General features: G+C 35.6%; 22 protein-coding genes. 4 read left to right on the top strand and 18 right to left on the bottom strand.

The features are described 5' to 3' along the window. Window positions 1-65 precede the first annotated feature (65 nt). The 3 genes from LRS05_RS09370 to LRS05_RS09380 all read right to left on the bottom strand — a co-directional run bounded on the left by LRS05_RS09370 (window position 66) and on the right by LRS05_RS09380 (window position 5,545). Entirely contained in the window at window positions 66-4,076 is a 4,011-nt protein-coding gene (locus LRS05_RS09370) for a DEAD/DEAH box helicase (protein ID WP_257868084.1), read from the bottom strand. A 292-nt stretch (window positions 4,077-4,368) separates the two neighbouring features. Then, a complete protein-coding gene (locus LRS05_RS09375; RefSeq protein WP_308224973.1) occupies window positions 4,369-5,112 on the bottom strand; it encodes a tyrosine-type recombinase/integrase in 744 nt (247 codons plus the stop codon). Continuing rightward, window positions 5,108-5,545: an Arm DNA-binding domain-containing protein gene (locus LRS05_RS09380; protein ID WP_257868085.1), complete on the bottom strand. Its 438-nt coding sequence runs from the start codon at window positions 5,543-5,545 to the stop codon at window positions 5,108-5,110. Before LRS05_RS09380 ends, LRS05_RS09375 begins: the two co-directional genes overlap by 5 nt. A gap of 83 nt (window positions 5,546-5,628) precedes the next feature. On the opposite strand from LRS05_RS09380, the gene LRS05_RS09385 reads away from it, so the two are divergent. Beyond that, a complete protein-coding gene (locus LRS05_RS09385) occupies window positions 5,629-6,336 on the top strand; it encodes a type IIL restriction-modification enzyme MmeI (protein ID WP_257868086.1) in 708 nt (235 codons plus the stop codon). After that, the gene (locus tag LRS05_RS09390; RefSeq protein WP_257868087.1) at window positions 6,272-6,808 is read left to right on the top strand and encodes a hypothetical protein; all 537 of its coding nucleotides are present in this window, start codon (window positions 6,272-6,274) and stop codon (window positions 6,806-6,808) included. The genes LRS05_RS09385 and LRS05_RS09390 overlap by 65 nt, the downstream gene beginning before the upstream one ends. Here LRS05_RS09390 and LRS05_RS09395 read toward each other — a convergent pair. The 15 genes from LRS05_RS09395 to LRS05_RS09465 all read right to left on the bottom strand — a co-directional run bounded on the left by LRS05_RS09395 (window position 6,805) and on the right by LRS05_RS09465 (window position 18,498). Beyond that, on the bottom strand, window positions 6,805-7,824 hold the full coding sequence (locus LRS05_RS09395) for a type IIL restriction-modification enzyme MmeI (RefSeq protein WP_257868088.1): 1,020 nt from the start codon (window positions 7,822-7,824) through the stop codon (window positions 6,805-6,807). The genes LRS05_RS09390 and LRS05_RS09395 overlap by 4 nt on opposite strands. After that, a complete protein-coding gene (locus tag LRS05_RS09400; RefSeq protein ID WP_257868089.1) occupies window positions 7,745-8,254 on the bottom strand; it encodes a DNA methyltransferase in 510 nt (169 codons plus the stop codon). The genes LRS05_RS09395 and LRS05_RS09400 overlap by 80 nt, the downstream gene beginning before the upstream one ends. 4 nt (window positions 8,255-8,258) lie before the next feature. Then, window positions 8,259-9,944, bottom strand: a complete 1,686-nt coding sequence (locus tag LRS05_RS09405; RefSeq protein WP_257868090.1) for a BREX-1 system adenine-specific DNA-methyltransferase PglX — start codon at window positions 9,942-9,944, stop codon at window positions 8,259-8,261. Window positions 9,945-10,069: 125 nt separating this feature from the next. Further along, entirely contained in the window at window positions 10,070-10,498 is a 429-nt protein-coding gene (locus LRS05_RS09410) for a hypothetical protein (protein WP_257868091.1), read from the bottom strand. A 3-nt stretch (window positions 10,499-10,501) separates the two neighbouring features. Then, entirely contained in the window at window positions 10,502-11,323 is an 822-nt protein-coding gene (locus tag LRS05_RS09415) for a hypothetical protein (protein WP_257868092.1), read from the bottom strand. After that, on the bottom strand, window positions 11,320-12,138 hold the full coding sequence (locus LRS05_RS09420) for a C-terminal helicase domain-containing protein (RefSeq protein WP_308224975.1): 819 nt from the start codon (window positions 12,136-12,138) through the stop codon (window positions 11,320-11,322). The genes LRS05_RS09415 and LRS05_RS09420 overlap by 4 nt, the downstream gene beginning before the upstream one ends. Beyond that, window positions 12,093-13,337, bottom strand: coding sequence for a DEAD/DEAH box helicase (locus tag LRS05_RS09425; protein WP_257868093.1), 1,245 nt, complete (start codon window positions 13,335-13,337; stop codon window positions 12,093-12,095). Before LRS05_RS09425 ends, LRS05_RS09420 begins: the two co-directional genes overlap by 46 nt. 8 nt (window positions 13,338-13,345) lie before the next feature. After that, a complete protein-coding gene (locus LRS05_RS09430) occupies window positions 13,346-14,164 on the bottom strand; it encodes a DUF1998 domain-containing protein (RefSeq protein ID WP_257868094.1) in 819 nt (272 codons plus the stop codon). A gap of 7 nt (window positions 14,165-14,171) precedes the next feature. Beyond that, window positions 14,172-14,351, bottom strand: coding sequence for a hypothetical protein (locus LRS05_RS09435; RefSeq protein ID WP_257868095.1), 180 nt, complete (start codon window positions 14,349-14,351; stop codon window positions 14,172-14,174). Window positions 14,352-14,353: 2 nt separating this feature from the next. Then, entirely contained in the window at window positions 14,354-14,761 is a 408-nt protein-coding gene (locus LRS05_RS09440) for a hypothetical protein (protein WP_257868096.1), read from the bottom strand. 28 nt (window positions 14,762-14,789) lie between these two features. After that, window positions 14,790-14,993: a hypothetical protein gene (locus LRS05_RS09445; protein WP_257868097.1), complete on the bottom strand. Its 204-nt coding sequence runs from the start codon at window positions 14,991-14,993 to the stop codon at window positions 14,790-14,792. Then, complete coding sequence (locus LRS05_RS09450; protein ID WP_257868098.1) at window positions 14,987-17,206, bottom strand: helicase-related protein; 2,220 nt, start codon at window positions 17,204-17,206, stop codon at window positions 14,987-14,989. The genes LRS05_RS09445 and LRS05_RS09450 overlap by 7 nt, the downstream gene beginning before the upstream one ends. Window positions 17,207-17,365: 159 nt before the next feature. Further along, complete coding sequence (locus LRS05_RS09455; RefSeq protein WP_257868099.1) at window positions 17,366-17,797, bottom strand: hypothetical protein; 432 nt, start codon at window positions 17,795-17,797, stop codon at window positions 17,366-17,368. Next, window positions 17,775-18,149, bottom strand: coding sequence for a DEAD/DEAH box helicase (locus LRS05_RS09460; RefSeq protein ID WP_308224977.1), 375 nt, complete (start codon window positions 18,147-18,149; stop codon window positions 17,775-17,777). The genes LRS05_RS09455 and LRS05_RS09460 overlap by 23 nt, the downstream gene beginning before the upstream one ends. Continuing rightward, complete coding sequence (locus LRS05_RS09465) at window positions 18,142-18,498, bottom strand: hypothetical protein (protein ID WP_257868100.1); 357 nt, start codon at window positions 18,496-18,498, stop codon at window positions 18,142-18,144. The genes LRS05_RS09460 and LRS05_RS09465 overlap by 8 nt, the downstream gene beginning before the upstream one ends. Window positions 18,499-18,805: 307 nt before the next feature. Here LRS05_RS09465 and LRS05_RS09470 point away from each other — a divergent pair, with 307 nt between their 5' ends. Both LRS05_RS09470 and LRS05_RS09475 read left to right on the top strand, forming a co-directional pair. Further along, window positions 18,806-19,762 carry a hypothetical protein gene (locus LRS05_RS09470; protein ID WP_257868101.1) on the top strand — a complete coding sequence of 319 codons (957 nt, stop codon included), beginning with the start codon at window positions 18,806-18,808 and terminating at the stop codon, window positions 19,760-19,762. Beyond that, window positions 19,752-21,188: a RecQ family ATP-dependent DNA helicase gene (locus tag LRS05_RS09475; protein ID WP_257868102.1), complete on the top strand. Its 1,437-nt coding sequence runs from the start codon at window positions 19,752-19,754 to the stop codon at window positions 21,186-21,188. The genes LRS05_RS09470 and LRS05_RS09475 overlap by 11 nt, the downstream gene beginning before the upstream one ends. The last annotated feature ends 103 nt before the right edge of the window (window positions 21,189-21,291 follow it).

Below are 21,291 nucleotides of genomic sequence, written 5' to 3' on the forward strand. Positions count from 1 at the left end.
GAACTCTGCCATAGCCGAGACGGTCGTTTTATGGTTGCGGGCAATTTTAGATAATCTTACGTTCATTAACTAATTAAATTTTGAAGTTGTGCAATATCAATCTTGTGCATTTTCTGTATTGCTTTCTGGTACTCTGGCTTGTGGGCAAAATGACGTTCATTACCCACTATTATCAGAAGTCTCTTCGCACGTGAAAACCCGACATTGATTCGTTGCAGCTCTCGTGCAAAGCCCAGCGCAAACGGGTATTTGTTATTTTCAAGTATAATTTTTTTCCCCCTCTCATCAATTTGCTGCCTATTGCTGCGTACCGTTGACACAAGCACAATGTTGCGCTCCATGCCTTGGAAGCGGTCAACTGTATTAATCCGTAAGGGTATACTGAACTCGTTGTCCAATTTATGCTGTTCAAAATTTCGCCACTCATTCCTTGAGAATGTAGGATATAAGGTGGTGCGTATCCGCTGCATCTGTGGCATATAATATGTTATAATCCCAATTTCCCTATCTTCATCTTTGCTAAAGCTGCTATTATAATCATTATAGCCTTTTGCTTTACCTAATGCTAGCAAGACGGTACGTATCGCTTCCGCCTCACCTGGGTTTTCATAAGAAGTACCAACCTTATGCTCAGGGGTCTCCACATTTACCCAAATGGCATGGGTTTTCGGCTCGAGGAAGGGCTCAAGTTGCAGCCCATGCCACCTGCTCGCTTTTACTTTGAGGTCTGGAATGTCCATCTCGGCTCTAATACCACAAACCAACCCGTTTTCCAGCTCAGTCTGGTCAGTATAGAACTGTGATATGCAATTCATGATATCTTCGTGCATACGGAATTGCGTGTCAAGGCTCGTGACAATAGATTTCGGAGAATTTTTGAAAAGCTTTTCAAACTGCGAAATCTTATAATCTTCCTTAGTCCAGTCCTCAATAAGCCTTTTGGCTCCCACTGCTTCCAAGGCCTCACCGAATTCCTTCTCGTCAATCATTGGCGGCAATTGCTTATGGTCTCCAATGATGACTACTTTTTTGCCGAGTGTCAGAGGCAAGACAAGCTCTGGTGGAGTTGCCTTACTGGCCTCATCCATAATAACCAGGTCAAATTCAGGCTCTCCTGGATTCTCGGAGCCTTGCTGAAACGCGGACTTATAGGCGTCTGCAAAATTCCTGCTCCCACACTCGCTACAGGTCGCCGCAAAAACATTCACATATTTATAGTACGCATCGGTAAACACCTTTTTTACTGATGCGCTCCGCGCTTCCAATCCCTGCTTCCACTTAGTTACGGCCTTTGAATACCGCGGTTCATCACTGCAACGCGAAACGATTCTCGATAACCATTCCGACACCGCGTTATCACTGTTTATCTTCTCTTCTTCTGAACCCTTTTTCGCCAACATCCATTTGGTAATGCGGTCATTGGAATAGGCTTTTCCTTCGTCCTCGAACTTATCAGTGTTACCAATGCGCAACGGCCTGACCGATTTCTTGCCCTTGATACGCTCGAGGGCATTATCAACTGCGAGGTTTGTCTGGGAAGTAATTAGCAGCCGGGAACCCGGGTCCTGTCGCAAAGATTGCCAGATTATTTCCGCGATAACAGTAGTTTTTCCGGTACCAGGTGGACCCTGTATCAATGCCATATCTGTAGCTGTCAGTGTTTTGGTAACCGCCTCAAGCTGCTTTGGCTGCGTGCCGAGCAGAGGTTCATTCAGGCTTTCAACCACCTTTTGCCTAACATTAGCGAAATCCTCAGCCGCTTGTCGTGCTTCGTTTGGATCAAATAAGAAATTGGCAAGGTTAAGATTTACCGGATATCCATTCTTGAAGCTGGGTTCCGTAACTTTTTTCATTGCCTTTATCATTCGGGTAATATTAGTCAGTTCTCCAGGAAAAATTGGCTTTATATACCCCTTCTCAAGCTCATCAAGATCAATCCTGTCCCCCCCTCTGCCATTGATGGCATTATCAAAAAGAGAAGTTATCTTGAACTTTAAGCGGTTCTTATCTTTCCTAACCAACTTGCCCATAATGATGCCCTCCTTAAAAATGGCATCATCTCCATACTTACTGATTTTCTCAGCCAGGCTATTCTTCTGTTCGGGTGTGAGGTATATGAAAGTAGCCTGGCTGATATTTCTCCGGACTAGCTTTTCCTTTTCCAGTTCGAGGGTCTCATTCTTAACAAGTTCCCATATTGTCCTGCCGTTCTTGGTATCAAAACTGATGTTAACAACATCCTCGAAGCCTTTGCACGCAGCAGCAAGCCGCTGCTTGAAAAGCTTACGCTCAGCCACATCTCTGAAATCACAGTTAAAAAGGAGTGTAGTGTTATCCTTTACCGGATCCAGTACAATTTTTTGCCCATCATCTTTTCTAAGTCTGTCTTGTATGGCAGCAATGACGTCGCCCCGTTCAGATGGGCTGTCAATAGTGAATGCTAGAAAATATTTCGCTTGGAATTCCTTACGCTCCACGAGCACTTCAGGAAATTTTGTCTCGATGTCTGCTACCAACGTATTGTATTGTTCGGCACTATCTGCAGTAATGTACAGGCGCTTGTTCTGCATTGAGAAGTTAATCTGGCCTTTTACATCCACCGCAGTTTTGAAATTCCGTAGAGTTTCCGACGTAGGTTGCTGTGATGGCCTAAAGTTATAAAGTGTTGGCAGGCGCCGCATCGTATTACTAGGATATAACGCAGAGAGTTTTTCGGCTGCTTCGTCGATCTGCATCTTACCTGCATTAATAAGTTGATAGGTACCCTCTTTGAGAAGAAGGCCTTCTACTTCTGCAAGCTTTACTTTTTTAAAAGGTGCAAATCTTGTAATTGCGCTGTGGAAAGATAGTCCTTTAGCGACCAACCTGTCGGGGCGCAGGTACGAGGATACAGCTATCTGAATTCCATTTTCCTGCTCATAAGTGACACAAGCCCGGTCAAGCCCTTCGGCTGAAAGCTGCTCCTTAACTGCGTTGCAAAGGCCCGGTATATCTTTGGGTATCTTGAATTCCACGGCCAGCGGTATCATATTGTCTTTTTTCAATGAAACGGCCTTGGGATAGTTATCTTCCAAAACCTTCAACAGGTGTATTACATCGTTTTCCATTATATCCAACTGTCCCTGGTCGCTGATGGCGATATCGAGGAGGTATTCTTCTCTAAGCCGTAACTCAATATCACGAAATACTTCTATCTTTTGAATGGGATTGGTAGATTGGAATAGGATTCTGCCAGAAAGATAATGGTTGGGTGATTCATTTAATTCATAAAACAGTTCTTCAGCAAGACTCTTCAGCTGCTTTAATTCCAAAGGTGCCAACTCTCTGTAATTTTTGAACTCCACAAACGCCTTTCTGTCACTAACACCATAGTCTTCCAGATCATTAGCCCCAAAAATGCTTAATATGTCCTTTTCCATCTGGGCGATAAGGTCCTTTTCATCAATAGTAATATCAACATAGTAGGATCGCTCGGTTTCACCCTCTCTTAATTCTGCGTACGGTAAGTTTATCTTTAAGATCTTCCACACCTGTTCTTTCCTTTTAATCAATGTCTTCAATGCAGAAACGTATTTTTCCCATATTTGGCGGTCTTTTTCCTTATTAATATCGATTAGAGGGATTTCGCCCGATTCCACCTCGCGGTATAGCTTTTGAAAGGCAATGGAGTCTGTGCCTCCTATTTGGCCTGCTTCAATGATATGAAACATACAACCTTGTCTGACAGTATACTTCGTTGGCTCTGTAAAGAAGCTAGCTTCATATAATTTGGAAACCTGATAGGAATATACGCTGGTAAACTCGTCCTTTTCATCCTTCGAAAGGCTTACGATGGCCACAAGCGACCGGTCATTCCCTAGTGGAATGATGATCTTATGCCGCGATCGATTGGCCGAAACATCAGGTTTATATTTTTGGAAAAAGCAAGTTATCTGATCTTTTAGCAGGATACTTCGGACATCGCTCCACCTTAATTTATTTTCCTGATTGGCATCGTAACGCGATCCAAATCCATTTTTAATCTTAAGATATAACGATACGGCAGCAATCGCTCCCTGTTCAGTTGGTGAGGCCATAGTCGGTTTTTTTATTTTTCACATTGACGGACAGCTATTGATTATCCTTTTATCTAAAGTAGCCTAGGCCTACGATAAAAAGGTGGGGAGCAACCATCTGAGTTGACGTTGAAATTATAATAAAAATTAGATTTAACAAATATTTTGCACGTTTTTGTTAAAATAGATCTGAAATGCAAACTCGTAGGCTTCCCTTTTTTAGTACGATTTGGACTATAAATATTGTTATTTCTAAATGAATAAAAAGAAGCCTTTTTCGTCAAATTAGGCTCTTTTTTATTCATTTCATTTTTTAATTGGTTTGATTATATAAACCATCCCACTTTTTCATCTCCTTTATCTTAACAGTATCAACAATTTTGGCGTAAACTTGCGTAGTTCGGATACTGGTATGTCCTAACAGTTTGCTTACTACCTCAATAGGAATTCCTAATGAAATTGATACGGTGGCAAACGTATGTCTAGCAACATGGCAAGTAAGTTTTTTATTCATTTTTAATTCTATTCCTATTTTCTTAAGTACTCTATTTGTTACTTTATTACAATATATCCTAAAAACACAAGTGTTATTGAAAGGAATAACTGGAATAAATTTCTTTGCCTTCTCAGTAAGGGGGATATTTACTAAGTATCCTGTTTTATGCATTCGAATATGTATAGAATTATCGAATATAGAATCGGCTGAAAATGTTTTCAAATCTGAATATCGAAGTCCAGTATAACAAGCGAAAAGAAAATAACCAAGGATATCTTTTTCTATTGATTTGGTAAAGTTATCCTTTAGATAATAATTACTGAGTTTATTTAACTCTTCAATCGAAAGGAAATCTCTTTTTCCTTCAACTTTTTTTATTGACGTATATTGAAATGGATTTATTTTGATATGACCAAAACGCATTGAAATATTGACAAATGTTCGAAGTACCCGTAGACTTTTGCTAGCGGTATTTTCATTATTTCGCAAGGTATTCAACATATATTGTCTATAATCATCTATGAATTTTTCATTGATATCTGAAAAGAGAATTTTTTTAATAAAATTTTAGAATTTTAGAAATCTGTGATTTGTAGCCAAACCAGGTTTCTGCCCTGAATTTTCCTCTGTTTTCTTCTAAATAATTAAGAATATATCCTGTGAAGCTTTGTTCTGTCGTATAGTAATTTAAAGCTAGTAATCGGTCTTTAAACTGTTCTAATGATAGGGGATATTCTTCATTTAAAAAATTTTCTACTAATAACTTGATGGATTTTTTATCTATTGCATCCAGTATCATATTATATCTTTCATAGTGATTATTTTGAGATTTCACTCGTTGATTTCTCAATGACCAGTCACGTAAAGGGATGGTTACTGGTGTAGCAGTTTCTATTTTCTTTCCTTTTAAAAATGCTCTTAAGTAAATTGGATATAATCCATGCTTGTTCTTTTCTTTTTTGATTACAAAACGATAGCTTATTTGTATGCTCATAGTTACTGAAGTATTTGTGAAGTGAATTTATTCATAATCTGCAAAGTGAAAGATTTTAAAGCAGTAAAAACCAGTAAGTATATTTGGAATTTGGAGAGATGGGAAAACCTATGCCTTTGTTGTCTAATAAAGAGAAAAGTTTTATAGGAAGTTATGTTTTAGGAATGGGGTTCGTTTTGTCCTCCGAACAAGCTGAAAAACTAATAAAAAAAGACCCGCGAAATAAGGATGTGCTTTTCCCGTATTTAAACGGTGATGATCTGAATAGTGATCCTGAGCAAAGACCATCTCGATGGGTCATTAATTTCTTTGACTGGGATGAAGAAAAAGCAAAAACTTATCCTGATTGTTACGAAATTATAGAAAAATTAGTTAAGCCAGAAAGACAGCGATGGAAAATAGACAGCGCTGGTAATGAGATTGTGGGCACATATGCCTTGCGAAAACCGTTACCTCAAAGGTGGTGGACATATGGTGAAAAACGCCCAGCTCTTTACAAGGCTATATCTGAGTTAGACCAGGTAATGGTCATTCCATTGGTTAGTAAATATTCTTCATTTGAGTTTTCAAATACAAATACTGTTTTCATGCATAAGTTAGGAGTCATTGTTTTAAATGATTTTCACAATTTTGCAATTCTTTCCAGCTCGATACATAACATCTGGTGCTGGAAATATTCATCAACTTTGGGATCAGGTACATTAAATTATTCAACCACTGATTGCTTTGAAAATTACCCTTTCCCTAAAAAAAAATACCTTAATAGAAAATGTTGGCAAAGAATATTATGAATATAGGAAGTATCTACTGAGTATAAGTAGCTTAGGCCTAACCAAAATCAGTAATCTGTTCCATACTAAGGGTATTCAAAAAGATATAGACCCGAAAAACAGTCATGTTTTGCATCTTAAAAAGCATTTACAAAAGCATTCAATAGATAGTTATAACGCAATAATAAAAGGTATTATTGAGCTAAGAAAATTATATATCCAGATGGATCAGGCTGTAGTAGATTTATACGAATGGCATGATATTCAACTCAATCATGGCTTTTATGAATTAGAATATCTTCCTGAAAATGATCGCGTGAGATTTTCAATAGATCCAGCCGCTAGAAAAGAAATTCTAAAACGATTGTTACAGTTGAATTTACTACAATATGGTCAAGAGTCAAGAGTTAGTGTTACAGTTAATAATAAAAAACGGCACCAATTAATCAAAGATGATGACACAGACCGTAATACTCTATTCCCCGAAATTTAAAACAATTTCGGGGAATCATCTTTTGCTATTTTTTTAATTACTTTTTTGGATTGAATCTCAGGTTTTAGTGCGCTGGAGATTTCTTGATTGTAATATTGATCGTTAAGTAATAGTAGACGTTTTAATATCTCTCTGCATGCATCCGGATGAATAAAAAAGCGAATTCTATCACTCTCAGGTAAATGTTCCAAAGGGTAAAAATCATGTTGCAATTGCATGTTTCCCCAATTATATGCTTCTATAATTAAATAGTCTATTTCTTGCTGAAGCTGTCTAATTATTATTATGTCATGGAAATAAGGACTGCTAGATTTCAAATCTTTGTTATGATAAATATTTTGCAACTCTGTCAAGCCTATTTTGTATTTAGACATCAGCTCTTTTCGGATTGTAAACAATCTAAGCCCACTGTCTTCTAGCTTGTTAGATAAATATTCCGTAGGAAAAGGAAAGGTTTCAAATGCTCTACTTGCAGAATATCTTAGGGTAGCTGCTCCCATTGTTGAACTATTTTTCCACGCCCATATATCATGAATAGAGGAGTTTAAAATAGCAAATTCCGAAAATTTATTAATTGCCAATACAACAGTAGCTTCAGAAAACACAATATTGTTCTTAATAATAGAAATTAATAAATGCTTTGCATGACGATTCAAAATCATTACCTGGTCTAACTCAGATATGGTAGCGTACAATTCTTTTCTAGGTCTTAAAAACTGCCACCATTTTTCTTTGCCTCCTTTATCTTTCTGAATAAAACGTTCCGGTCGAACTAAACGTTCAACTATATCAAAACAGTCTGGATAGGTTCGAGCTTTCTCTTCCGCCCAATCAAAAAAATTGATCACCCAACGAGAAGGTTCTTGATTAGGACTGTTATTAAGGTCATCTCCATTCAGGTAAGGAAATAATACTTGTTTGTTTCGAGGATCCTTATTAATCAAAGCTAAAGCTTCTTCTTGGAGTAATATAAATCCTTTTCCTAGAACAATGCTTCCTTGAAAACTTTTTCCCAAGTTGCTTTTTTAGCGGCATAGGTTTTCCCATCACTTCGGAATCATCCAAATAAGGAGTAATTCTATCAACCGATTTATTATCTAAAATGAACTTATTTTTCCATTCACCTTTATGGATCGTAATCAGAGAAACTTCAACGGCAGCTTGGCCTGGCCACTTCATAGAACGAATGGCGTGATTAATAACTCCATTGTTTGAAAATATTACATCTAAGCCTCCTTCGCGGGCAGAACCTTGAGCAATAGTATTTGTGGAAATCAAAGACTGAAATCCATTTAATTTAATTATATCAAAAATTCTTCTGAAGAAGTAGGTAACCAAATCTACTGCTCCAATCGGCTTATAAGTGTATTTTAAATACTCAAGAAAATTTGTACCATAATTACCACTCAACTTTTGCCCTCCTAAAAATGGAGGATTCCCCAACACACAATCAAAACCCCCCTTTTTGAAACACTTGTGGAAACTCTAAAAACCAATGGAAGAAACATTTATCTGCGCTTACGCTCATAGCTGCTCCACGATCTACAATCTGTGCTTCTGTTTTAAGGTAGCTCATGTATTGGCTGTGTGTCGTTAACTTTTCTTTATTATCTTCTGTTTTTGGTATAAAAAATTGTGCGACTTGTAAATCTGCAATTTGTTTTAGACGAAACCATTTTTTTCCTTTAGTTAAATCGTGATAAGCTTTTTCTTTGTGAATAATTTGATCTGCAGTGTTTTCGGGTAATTTTGTAAATGATTCGAAATCTTTCTGTAGATTTTCAAAATCTTGGTCTACATTAGAGACGTTAAAAGTAGCCAATTGACTCTTAGTTTTACTCTCTAAATCGTTACGTTTCTTAAAAGCAGCAGCTATAGTTTTGTCGTCTCCAAGCGTGGGCTTAAAAGCTTCGCTTGCAATTCCATTTTCAAGTTCTTCAAAATGCGCCAAACCAACTACAGCATTACCATTTTTAATATGGTGATCTAAAAAATTGAGCGGTTGGCCTGGTTCATGAGCTTCTAACCAAAGTGCAACCTTACACAATTCAACTGCCAGAGGATTTAAATCAACTCCATAAATACAATTTTTGATCACATCACGAACTGCATGGCGCAAGACTGAAGGCGTGGGTTGATCTTCATGAGAACGTATTCTTGCTAGCTCAAATCCTATACGACGCGCTGCGGATAATAAAATATGACCACTACCACAAGCAACATCGCAAACGGTAATACTTAACAAAGCTTGCTCAGGATCTGTCTCTTGTAGCTTATTAGCAATGATATAATCTAATGAATGTACAATTAATGGCTTTACTAATTCTTCTGGCGTGTAGTGGGAGCCTGAAGTAGAACGATCATCGCCTTGTTTAAACCGGAATTGGTTATTTTCTACCACTGGTTCAAATTCTAGTAATCCTTCGTAGACTGAACCAAATTCTTCTACATCCAAATCAGCATAGTTTACACGTATTGTTTGTTTGTTTTCGTTTTCGAAAGTTACCAAGTATTTGAAAACTTCTAAAACAATCTTATTACTTAAAGTAGTATCCTTAATGCTATTTATAGCATCTGGGCTAAAAATTCCAGAACCCAATGCGTCAAGTCCCAAAGCTTTCCCTGCTTGGAAATCTTCAAACAAACGGAAGGTCATTAATAATGATTGCCAAAGATCAGTTTTGTTTGGATCAATATATACAGCTTTATTGACTAAATAAGTTAATCGCTGGATGCTGTAATATTTATAATAAATATCCTTGAGTTTCTTTTCATCTTCACGGAGGTTTTCTTTGTAAATGAGGTTACGCTCTTCGATGACCAACAAAAACAGAATTCGATATACAGAACGGAGAATATTTAAATAATAGTCTTTTGCCGTTAATTTATCTATCTCAAACAGGTCTCTTAATTTATTGTTTTCATTTTGCACTAAAAGCCCATTTGCTAAGGTTACAATAGATTTTTCTACTGCTTCACTAAGACGCTCACGAATGCGTGAACCTGAAGCCAGCGCTTCGTTATGATAGAATTCTAAAATAGCATCTTTCGCTTCATCTTTAAGATTTTTTAAACGTGAAGAGTGTAGCAAACGATAAAAAACCGCAAACTCTGCATAATGGCCTTCTTCTACCATTTGCTCCAAGTTAAATTCCAAATAACTCAACCGCGATAACCGGGTTGCGTCGCGTAATATGCGAAAATGAATACCATTAGTTACATAACCATAAATATGCTCTGTAGAATTAATATATTCCTGCATTAACGCATGTGGTGACAAACGCGCATTTTCTGCTTTTTTTCTAATGATTGTTCTGACCCTATAATATGGATAGGAAATTCATCCTTATTACTTGCTCTATGCGAAATTGCGTAAGACCTCCCGTTAACTAGTTCTGCATTTGATAAAGTAACTTCATAACCTAATAAATTTAATAATGGCACAATCCAATGCCTACGTGTTTCAGTTACCCCGGTATCCGTTGGTTGAAATGCGCTTCTTTTTTGTTTGAAAATTTGCCAATGGGTATTAATTAAACTCCAAGCATTACTAATTTCGTCACGAACCAATTCGTTAGGTTTTAAACCAAAATCTTGTGGTTTTTGAAAACTGATATTATCCTGACGAATGCGATCTAAAATTTCGCTTGTAAAAATATTTCCCTGTATGTTGATGGTTGTAAATTTCATAATCTAAAATAATGCTTTAGGTTTTGGTAACAAGATGTAAACCCCCATAACATCAGGCGGTAAAACTGGTGTAGACTTTTCATAACTTCTACCGCCAATTAAGGTTTTAAATCTACTATGCGCTTCCACTAGCTTATCGGCTCTTTGTGTTGCAATTTCAATAAAAATTTCTTTCTTGTTTTCAAATGAATGCAGCTCTGTTTCAATTAATTGTTGTTGCCTTTCTACTGGAAAATTACTTAATGGAATAGCTTTAGCTAGTAAATCCTGAGCCTCTTTGAAATCTATGGACTGTAAATCAGCGTTGGCTTCAGTATAACCCCATAAATACATTTCCTCTGCCACAGATTCGTTTTTAGAACGAACTTCTTTAACCACGTTACGCACCCTGAACATAACCAGGGTTGTTTTATAAGCTACACTATCTGTTTGAATCACACTTGTACGCGCTAAATTATATCTATTACCTTCTTCCTCAAAAGCATTACTAATTACATAATGACATAGTTGTTCTATTAGACGATGATTTCGTCCAATATACTGATAACCTCTAGGTGTTGGAGATATAAATGCTATTTTAGTTTCGGTTTTACTTTTTGCTTGCTCTAATGCGGTTAGTAAGGCTACTTGTAAATGTTTTGGTAAGTTGGTCACTTGAATCTTGTAGCCATCAACATCTTGTATAACAGTGGCTCCTAATAACTGTAGAGCATAAGTTGCAAAGCTTTCCACGACGGATGGATCTCCTATGGCTTCATCTACTTCTTCTAAGTCTTTTTTTATAGCTTCAGCATCAACTGATTCTTGGGCAAAAATTGATCTCAAGTTTTCACCTTTTTACGTACATTCTCCAGTTCACTTTCAATCTTTATCTTTTCTTCTGCAAATAATGTCAATTGATCTGCTTCTGATGCTGTTTTTAAGATTTTTTGAGTAAGTTCAGTCATCAACGATTTGTTGTTTTCCCCAATTGGAATAGTCACACCAATGCTTCTTTGAATTTCACGTACTTTGCGGATTAATACTTCTAGGATAAACTTATCCATTGGATTATTCTCACCGTACAACATATAAGTTTTAATTTCAGGAGAATTTTGGCCAAAACGGTCAACACGTCCTTCACGTTGTTCTATACGATTGGGATTCCAAGGTAAATCGTAGTGCAAAACTGCATTGAACAAATCTTGTAGATTAATACCTTCAGATAAACAGTCGGTGGCGATTAACACTCGTTTTTCATGTCCCCCCATACGCTGAATCTCCTCTTTACGTTGTTCATCAGCCAATTCTGAAGTAATTGCTTGAACAAATATATTTTTAGGTAATATGGCTCTAAGTTTTTCTTCCACATATTTTGCAGTTGCTATATAATGACAAAAAATAATCGGTTGAAAACCTGTTTTTAACCATTTCTGAATAATATCAATGGTGTGCTTAATTTTTAAATCCGTATCAGAATTCTTTAAAAGATAGTCAGCTTTACTTACTAAATTTACTAAACCTCTTATTTCATTTTCTTTATAATCAACTGCATTTAAAAGATCGTTTCTTGAAAAATCTACACCAAACTCATTTTCCTCAAATAATGTGTTCTCTATGGCTTCGGTACCAATTTCCTGATTTTCCTCTTCGGAAATAATTTTAGCATGTCTTTTTCTAACATTTCCTTAGCCATTACAGGACTTGACATAGCGCCTTTAATTAAAGCAATAGCGGCCCATGAACGAAGAAGCTTGGTGTTTTCGCTGTCCGTTTCTACCTCAGAAATGCCTCTAGCAAATGAGACTAGATCATTATAAAATGATTTTGTGCTTTCAGACAACGTAAACGCTATTTCCTTAGAATCTCTTTCAGGAAACAGAGTATCTTCATTTAACCAACGGCGAATATTTTCTCTTTTACGTTGAATAAAATGTTTTGCTATATTTTTACGATCTGACTGTTCTAATTTTTCGAAATTTAATTCTTTGAAACTTGGTTTTATTAATCCTAATAGGGATAAAAATTCCTCGTCTTTACCACTGTGCGGAGTTGCTGTTAGCAATACTAAATGACGGTTTACATTTGATGCCACATCATGTACAAGATTATAACGTTGCTGTTGATTCTTTGAAGAAGAACCTTTTGGCAAAGTGCAGGTGTGCGCTTCATCAACAATTACCAACTCTGGACAATCATTCAAGAAAATACCTCTACGTTTATCAGTTTTAATATAATCTACCGATATTACTTGATAAGGAAGATGATGAAAAACTGAACGGTCATCTGGTACCATTCGATCTAAACGTGAAGCTGTACTGGAACGAATAATTTCGGCATCAATATCTAACTTATCTTTTAACTCCTGTTGCCATTGTTCACATAGATGTGGAGGTGATATAACGGCAAATCTTTTAATTTCACCCCTTTCCATCAACTCTTTTATGATCATTAAGGCCTCGATCGTTTTACCAATACCCACATCATCTGCTATCAAAAGCCTTGTAATGTCTTGTTTTAATGCCATTACTAATGGTACAACCTGATAAGATCTAGGGCGGAAGGATAGTTTTCCCATACTACGGAAAGGTCCGGCAGCATTGCGTAAAGAGAGCCGAGATGCATTATAGAGGAGCTTAGCTGTTTCAAAGTTTCCTATTTGGTTGGGGGTTGGGTCCTTGAAAGTTGCTTTTTCAATTTTTTCAAAATCTTTTGCTAATGGTAAAAAAATACCTGTAGTTTCTTCATCAGAACCGCCTAGAGGTTTTACTAAAACTATTTGATCATCATTTGAAGGCAAAACCATCCAGTCTCGATTTCTAAAACGTACTAAATTACCTGCTGTATATTTGTTACTCATTTACTTTGCTATTTCACTTTTCTAAAAATATCTTTTCTTCTTGACAACAAATCTTCTATTGGCTCTTTATAATGCCAACGTATAACGTCATGTGCTCCCTCATTAAGAATTTGATTGATCATCTGATCACGACTATTTACTTCTGCTAAATCATGAACAGTACCATCACAAAACACCAGTGTAAAACCAAAAGTAGTTTTATAAACAAAATCCGCACTAACGTAGTAGTCTTTTAAATTAACCTGCGCCTTATCAGGCAGCATGTAGCCATTTTCATAAAGATATTTAATGAATTTTAATTCAGTACCACTATTTTTATCATAAGTATCCAGAAGATATTTATACTGCTCATCTCTGTCATTGTCGAATCCTTGTACGATTTCAACCTTACAATCCATTAAACTTTCAAGTGTTTCCTGTATATCATATCGATTTAATTGTTGGTGGTAAATTTGATTGTAATAACTTAATAGATCACTATATGTTGCATGAGGTAACTTTTTACCTTCTTCAGTTTCCTGCCTTGTATCTGCATTGAAATGTAAAATTTCATAGCTAGCCCTGAACCATTCCTGCATTTTCATCGGGTCGGATATTAGTTGAGAAAGAATTCCCAAAGAACCCTCAGAAGCTTCATTAATTAGAATATTTGGTTTTTCAGAATCACCCATCAAGCTTACTGCAATTTCACTTTCTTCAACCAAGAACAGTTTCTCAATCCCCCTTTTTAGAGCGTAACTTAATGAGATAACTTGATTTGGACTAGTTCCTATATTTCCTAATGGCTGTATATATAAAACATCCGAAGTATCCTTAGTGTACAGCATTATTTCTTTAGTGTTTTGCTCCTAATTCTGGTTTCGTCTTTAAACTTTTTTCTTGAACCCAAACACCATTTCTTTGGTCAATTTTAAATCCCGCATTTTGAGATCTTCTAGCTTTTTTATTTACTTTAACTAGATTTGCAGTTTTACTGAAATACAACTGTAGCAGTTTTTTTTCTCCTTTCTTCAAAACTACAGATTGCGTATTTTCAATTCCTTCCGGAAAATTAAAAAAGAAACAACTTCATAGCCTGAACGACTACGTTCTTCTTCGATGCATGATATTTTTTGTAAGGGAATTCCCTCGCATTCTGAAAATTCGACAACTCTGGAAAATACTTCAATTTCGTTTCCTTTTAGTTGACTTTTGCTTATAGGGTCAATATTTGCTGTTTTAATTTCTTCATTAAAATAAACATAACCCGATTTGTTTGATACCATAATTTGTTCTGTGGCATTTTCTAAATCAGAAATCATCATACGATTAATTCGATATTTGCTGCCAGAATGATAAACGGTATTTGCCGGCCCAAACTCTGAAAGGGCCAGATTTCTGGGACGAGAAAGTACCTCAACATCATCACGATAACTTTTCCCCAAAACAGCACGTACTGGTAATCTGGTAAAATTATAACCTGGTAAAAAAACCTTCTGCTGCTAAATAACGGAAAACGTAAAATTCTGAATTACTAGAATGTTGTTGCTCTTCATTTTTTAACAAAGCGATCTGTTTGCGAGCAAAACGTTCTTGCTTAATAGCTTCCTTTCTTTCTTCACTCTCCACCTTATAAGTATGATTATCAATAATTGCTTGCGCATTATTTCTTAACAAACAGGCATTTTGAAACATTCTAATCCAACGAGTAAATGCATTTGCAAAATGTATTGGGAATTTTTTATTTTTATTTCAATCCATTGTTTAGTAAACCAAGTTGTATCGACAAGTTCTGAAACTATAGACAGCGTTATCTTTTCAAATTCATTAATAAAATATTCTTTATTTATTGTACATAAATGCTCAATCCTAGCATAAATGTCTTGATTTACGAATATTTTATTCTCATTTGAGAGGTCTAAAATGTCAGCGGCTGAACTCTTCAATTCTGATATTTCTAAATTCATTAATAGAAAAGCATTGAGATGAGAACCTATTAATTCTTCATTAATCAAATCTATACGAGGCGGCTGAACTGTTCCAGCTACCATGTCCGTTGCGTTCCTGAAATAATTGACATCATGTGGAGACATAGTTGAGCAGTAGGTAAATACTAAAGCTGTTTGACCGCTACGACCAGCACGACCACTCCTTTGTGCATAATTTGCTGCATTTGGTGGCACATTGCGCATGTGCACAATATTTAAATTGGCTATATCTATTCCTAACTCCATTGTAGGAGAACAAAACATGTTCGATATTTCACCTTTACGAAAAGCTTCTTCCCTTTCAATTCTTTGATCGGAAGATATTTGACCTGTATGTTCTTTTGCTACTAATTCTTTTTTGAAATGTGAAAAATCTGTCTTGTATAACTCTTGAAAATAATTATTTGGTTCTAAGCCTTTAAGACCCTCTTGAAAATTGAACCTTGTATGATCTAAAGGAATAGTTTTTTCATCCCCTTTAATCCACAACAATTGATCTACCCTTAACTTATAATATGAAATATTTGTATCCTTCCTATCTTTTTCAACTGTCAAAAAATTAGTATCACATAGCAATTTTAATATACTTTGTAAGGTTATTTCGTATTCTTCTTTTTTTAATTTTTCAAATCTTTCTTCCATTAAACATCTGTTGATGTACTTGCCTAAACTTGAACGTTGACCGATAGAAACAAAAAATTTCCCTTTAGGTTTTGGAGAGGGCATCGTTATAACCATTTCAGAAGGTTTATCTAATCTTTCGTTATAGTCTAAAGACCATACAGAATCTAAAGACAACCTGTCTCTCATCAATTCTTCGTTGTTTGCAATGTCTTTGAAGAATTTATGATCCAATGCAAAATTTGTTCTGAAATAATCTAATATATTTTTCAAAATATCTTTTCTTTTCTCTTTTGGCATATTTGCCATAAAACTTATATTTTGAAAACGATCGTCCAGGGCTGCTAATTTGTCCAGATTTTTATAGTCTAATTCTAAAAGTGCAACTTGTTCTAAGTTCGGCAACGTATATCGCCATCCTCTTTTTAAGTCCTGAAAAATTCTATATTTTAGATATTCTTTTAAAGCTTCTATGTTTCTTTCGTCTGGGAAATCTTCATCATTTGAAGGATATATTGCATACTGTTTTTCTTTCAGCCCCAAACTTCTGTATAAAGCTTCAGCTATTTCAAATATTTCTAAAGGTTTGTTAGACTTCTCCACAGCAGCACATAATGCAGCTCTCAATCTAATTGTCGCGTAAAAATCATTGAAGTGTCCTGCTTGTAACGAAGCATCTTGGCGATTATCAGTAAAACTTAATAGTTTTTGATCCTCAACGGTTTCACCTTGTTCTGCCAAACTTTTGACAACTGCATAAGAAATTACGGATGTAGCTGTACTTCTTCCTTCAGATCCTAATCTTGCTAATTTTGTTAAGTCATTAGTTCTACTGTCTTCATAAACGATATGGGCTGTAGGATCAATACGTAATTTCGCGGGCATATAGTACCCTTTAATAGGATACTTGGGTTCAAATGAAAAGTTACCATCACTATTGAAATAAATTTCGTGAGGCATTAGCATTTTATAGTATGGAAGCAGATCTGACCCTTGCTTGTTTAGCCATTCTGAAGGAACTAAATCTCTATAATCAGTGTTCCAAAATTCTTCTCCTTCATCTAAGACAATGTAACCGTATTTAAAATCTCTGATATCTGGATTTTTCTGATCAATATCCTCCTTCTTTTTGTTTACAAATTCTTTATTTGGAATTATTGGAATTAAAGTATTATCATCACAATTCAACTCTACACAGATAAAATCATGACCTGAATAGCGAGAAAAAAGAAGGGGGTATAATTTCTTTTCCTTGCCCTCACTTTTAAAAAAAGGGTTCATCAGAAGTAATAATCGTTCTATTAGCTCGAGGTTCTAGAGTCACAGAAACCGAACCTGTTTGCGATATAAATTGATGAAAACGAAATGGCAAAAATGATTTACGTGTTTTATTCTTCCTGTTATCCTCATTTATACGTTCGGCCCATTTTAATAGATCTATTACACTTTTTTAATATCTTCTTTTGCTAACGAAGTCTCTATGGATATTTTCTCTGTAATTTGATCAATATTAAGAGGTTTTCCTCTTTCTAAAATCCCATTGTTTAATTTTAATGCAATATTCAATTCAATCCAGTTCGCTAAATCATTCTCAATAAAATCATTATCGTTACCATTTTTGTCGATCCCTAATTTAATTGCATTTGCAAGCATAAATGGATTTACAACTTTAGCTTTCGTACAAGGTTCTAAATATTCATTTATAATAAATTCAGTCTTAAATGGCTTCCCAAATATTTGAGACGCTATCTCAGCTACTTTCAATTTCTTTTCTTCTGGTGACCCATGAGATGCCATAGTAGCCGATGTACCTATAAATACCAGCTCATTTTTAGCTAACGCTTGGACTCTACGATTTAAAAATACTAACATCAGCACCTTGACGTCCTCGATAGGTATGTAACTCATCATAAACAACATATTTAAGATTTTCTTTAATCGAATTTCTTAACCAATTTTCTGACTGACGTGTCATTATTAATTCCAACATCATATAATTAGTTAAAATTATATCTGGTTGATTCGTTTTTATTTTCTCTCGTAAATCTCCACTTTCTTGACCAGTATATTGGGCAAAAGTTATAGGGAAATCAGCGCCATAATTTTCAGCGTATTTTTTAATTTCTTCGTACTGCGAATTAATCAAAGCATTCATTGGATATACCAAAATAGCTTTAACACCTTTCTTTTTATTGTACCCTTGATTAAATAGGTCATTAAAAATAGTGGCTAAAAAAAGTTAAAGATTTACCGGAGCCTGTACCCGAAGTCACTATAAAACCTTGATTCTTTACACCTATTTTAATAGCCTCTACTTGATGCTTGTATAATCTATAAGAAACTAAAGCTTTGGAAAGATTAGGATGTACTATATTATCATTAATCAAATCCTCAAACGAATCACCCTTCTCAAAAGAAGGATTAAATTGTATAAGCGGTTCAGGTAGAATATTTTTAATTAAAGTAGAATTATTAACAAAGTCCAAAATTCTTTCATCACTTATATTAATGAAAGATTTTAAATATGATTTGTAATCAGATATTACATTTTCGTGAGTTTTAAAGGCATCCATTTAGCAAGGTTTGATGTAAAAATAACGAATAATAGAGAAACATTACAGTGTATATTAATCTTAATATAATTAGAATAAAATTTTATTCTTAATCTCCTTAATTATATTGAAACAGAACAGCTATAAACATCTTCACTTATTCAAGTTACAGATTAAAATCTGGAGATGAGTCTGTGAAGTTTGTAAAACTATGAATTAAACATGTGTTTTTTTGAATTCTGAGATTAAATACTAAATTAGCTGTCTATCTTACTCACAGATAAAATGTTGTAGATTTTGTTAGATAGAAAAACAAACCATAATCTTTTTGAGTTTAATGCTAACAGGTGAACAAAGCAATACCCGTTCAATCACATTTATAGATACCGAAATTGACCCAAGTAAAGGTAAAATCCTTGATATAGGTGCGATTAAGGAAGATAATAATTATTTCCACAAGCCATCATTAACGGATTTCTCCCAATTCCTGAAAGGAAGCGAATATGTTTGCGGGCACAACATTTTAAAACACGATATTAAATATGTAGGGAGCGCTGTATATAATGCAGGTATTGATGCTTCAAACATTATCGATACTTTATACCTGTCACCGTTATTATTCCCAACAAAGCCGTATCATGCACTATTAAAAGATGATAAACTACAAACTGATGACACAAACAACCCGTTAAACGATTCTATTAAGTCAATGGACTTGTTTAATGATGAGGTTGCTATTTTTTGGCAAACAGACGACCCCCTTAAAGATATATTTTACCTCTTATTGGGTCAAACAACAGAGTTCAGCGCTTTTTTTAGATATGTAAATTACAAGAGTAGAGCTACTACTGATGCCGAAGCTTTAATAATGTCAAAGTTTAGTGATGAAATTTGTAGCCATGTAGACATAACTAAAATTATAGCTGACCATCCCATTGAATTGGCCTATTGCCTTTCATTGATTAACTCATTCATAACCAACAAAAATGTTCATTCTATTACACCTCCATGGGTGCTCAAAAACTACCCTGAAGTAGAACGTATAATGCTATTGTTGCGCAGCAAACCTTGTGTAACAGGATGTACCTACTGTAATAAAGCACTTAACATTTATAAAGGATTAAAAACGTTCTTTAAATTTGATACTTACCGTACTTATGGTGGTGAACCGCTTCAGGAAAATGCTGTTAAAGCAGCCGTAAATAACAAATCGCTACTGGCTGTTTTTCCCAACAGGAGGAGGAAAATCAATCACCTTTCAGGTTCCGGCACTTATGAGTGCTGAAAATTCAAAGGGGTTAACTGTAGTGATTTCTCCGCTTCAATCGCTAATGAAAGACCAGGTGGATAACCTCGAAAAGATTGGAATAACCGAGGCAGTAACTATTAACGGATTATTGGATCCTATTGAAAGAGCCAAATCTTTTGAACGGATTGAAAACGGTTCCGCTTCTATCTTATATATTTCGCCCGAATCGTTACGTTCTAAAACTATAGAAAAACTTATACTTGGTCGTAAGGTTGCCCGTTTCGTAATTGATGAAGCCCACTGTTTCTCATCATGGGGGCAGGACTTCAGGGTAGACTATCTGTACATTGGCGATTTTATAAAATTGATTCAGGAAAAGAAAAATCTGGATGATGGTATTCCTGTATCGTGTTTTACCGCCACGGCAAAACAAAAGGTAATTGAAGATATCCGTGACTATTTCAGTGAAAAATTATCGTTGGATCTTGAAGTATTTACATCTAAAGCATCAAGGACTAACCTTCAGTACAAGGTTTTTGAAAAGCAGAATGAAGAAGAAAAATATCTGGCTGCGCGCGATTTAATCGAAGATAAAAACTGCCCTACAATTATCTATGTGTCACGAACCCGAAAAGCATATCTGCTTGCTGAAAGGTTAGAAAAAGACGGCTTTAGTGCCAAACCCTACCACGGCAAAATGGATAAGCAGGAAAAGACTGAGAACCAGGATGCCTTTTTAAATGGCGACACACAGATAATGGTGGCTACCTCCGCGTTTGGTATGGGCGTAGATAAGAAAGATGTAGGTTTGGTCATTCACTATGAAATCTCTGATTCGCTTGAAAATTATGTGCAGGAAGCAGGGCGCGCAGGCAGGGATGAAAACATCTCAGCGGATTGTTTTGTACTTTTTAATGAAGAAGACCTTAGCAAACACTTTATTCTGCTAAACCAAACAAAGCTTTCCATAAAGGAAATACAGCAGGTATGGAAAGCCATAAAGGATATTACAAGATTCCGTTCAAAAGTATCTAATTCAGCTTTAGAGATTGCACGCAAAGCAGGTTGGGACGAAGGTGTTAAAGAAATAGAAACACGTGTCACTACAGCCATTGCTGCCCTTGAAGATACGGGATATTTAAAACGCGGGCAGAATATGCCAAGGGTATTTGCCAATAGTATTTTATCTAAAAACGCGCAGGAAGCCATTGATAAAATAAACGCATCTGAGAAATTCGAAGAAAAGCAGAAAGAGCAGGGAGTACGCATAATAAGGAAGTTGTTTTCCAGTAAAAGCAGGAAAGAGAATAGTAGTGAAGCTGCTGAATCAAGGGTAGATTATATTAGTGAGCATTTAGGCATTGTAACAGGAGATGTTATTAATGTGGTAAACCTATTGCGCGAGGAAAATATATTGGCCGACACCAAAGACCTTACTGCATTTATAAAGAAAAACAGATAATAGGAAACCGTTCCCTTGCCATTGTAGAAGCTTACAGTAAAATTGAAAAATTCTTACTGCCGGTTTTTAGCGAAGAAGAGCATGTTTTTCATCTAAAAGAATT

Origin of the sequence: Flavobacterium sp. J372 (assembly GCF_024699965.1) — a bacterium.
Taxonomy (GTDB): Bacteria; Bacteroidota; Bacteroidia; order Flavobacteriales; family Flavobacteriaceae; genus Flavobacterium.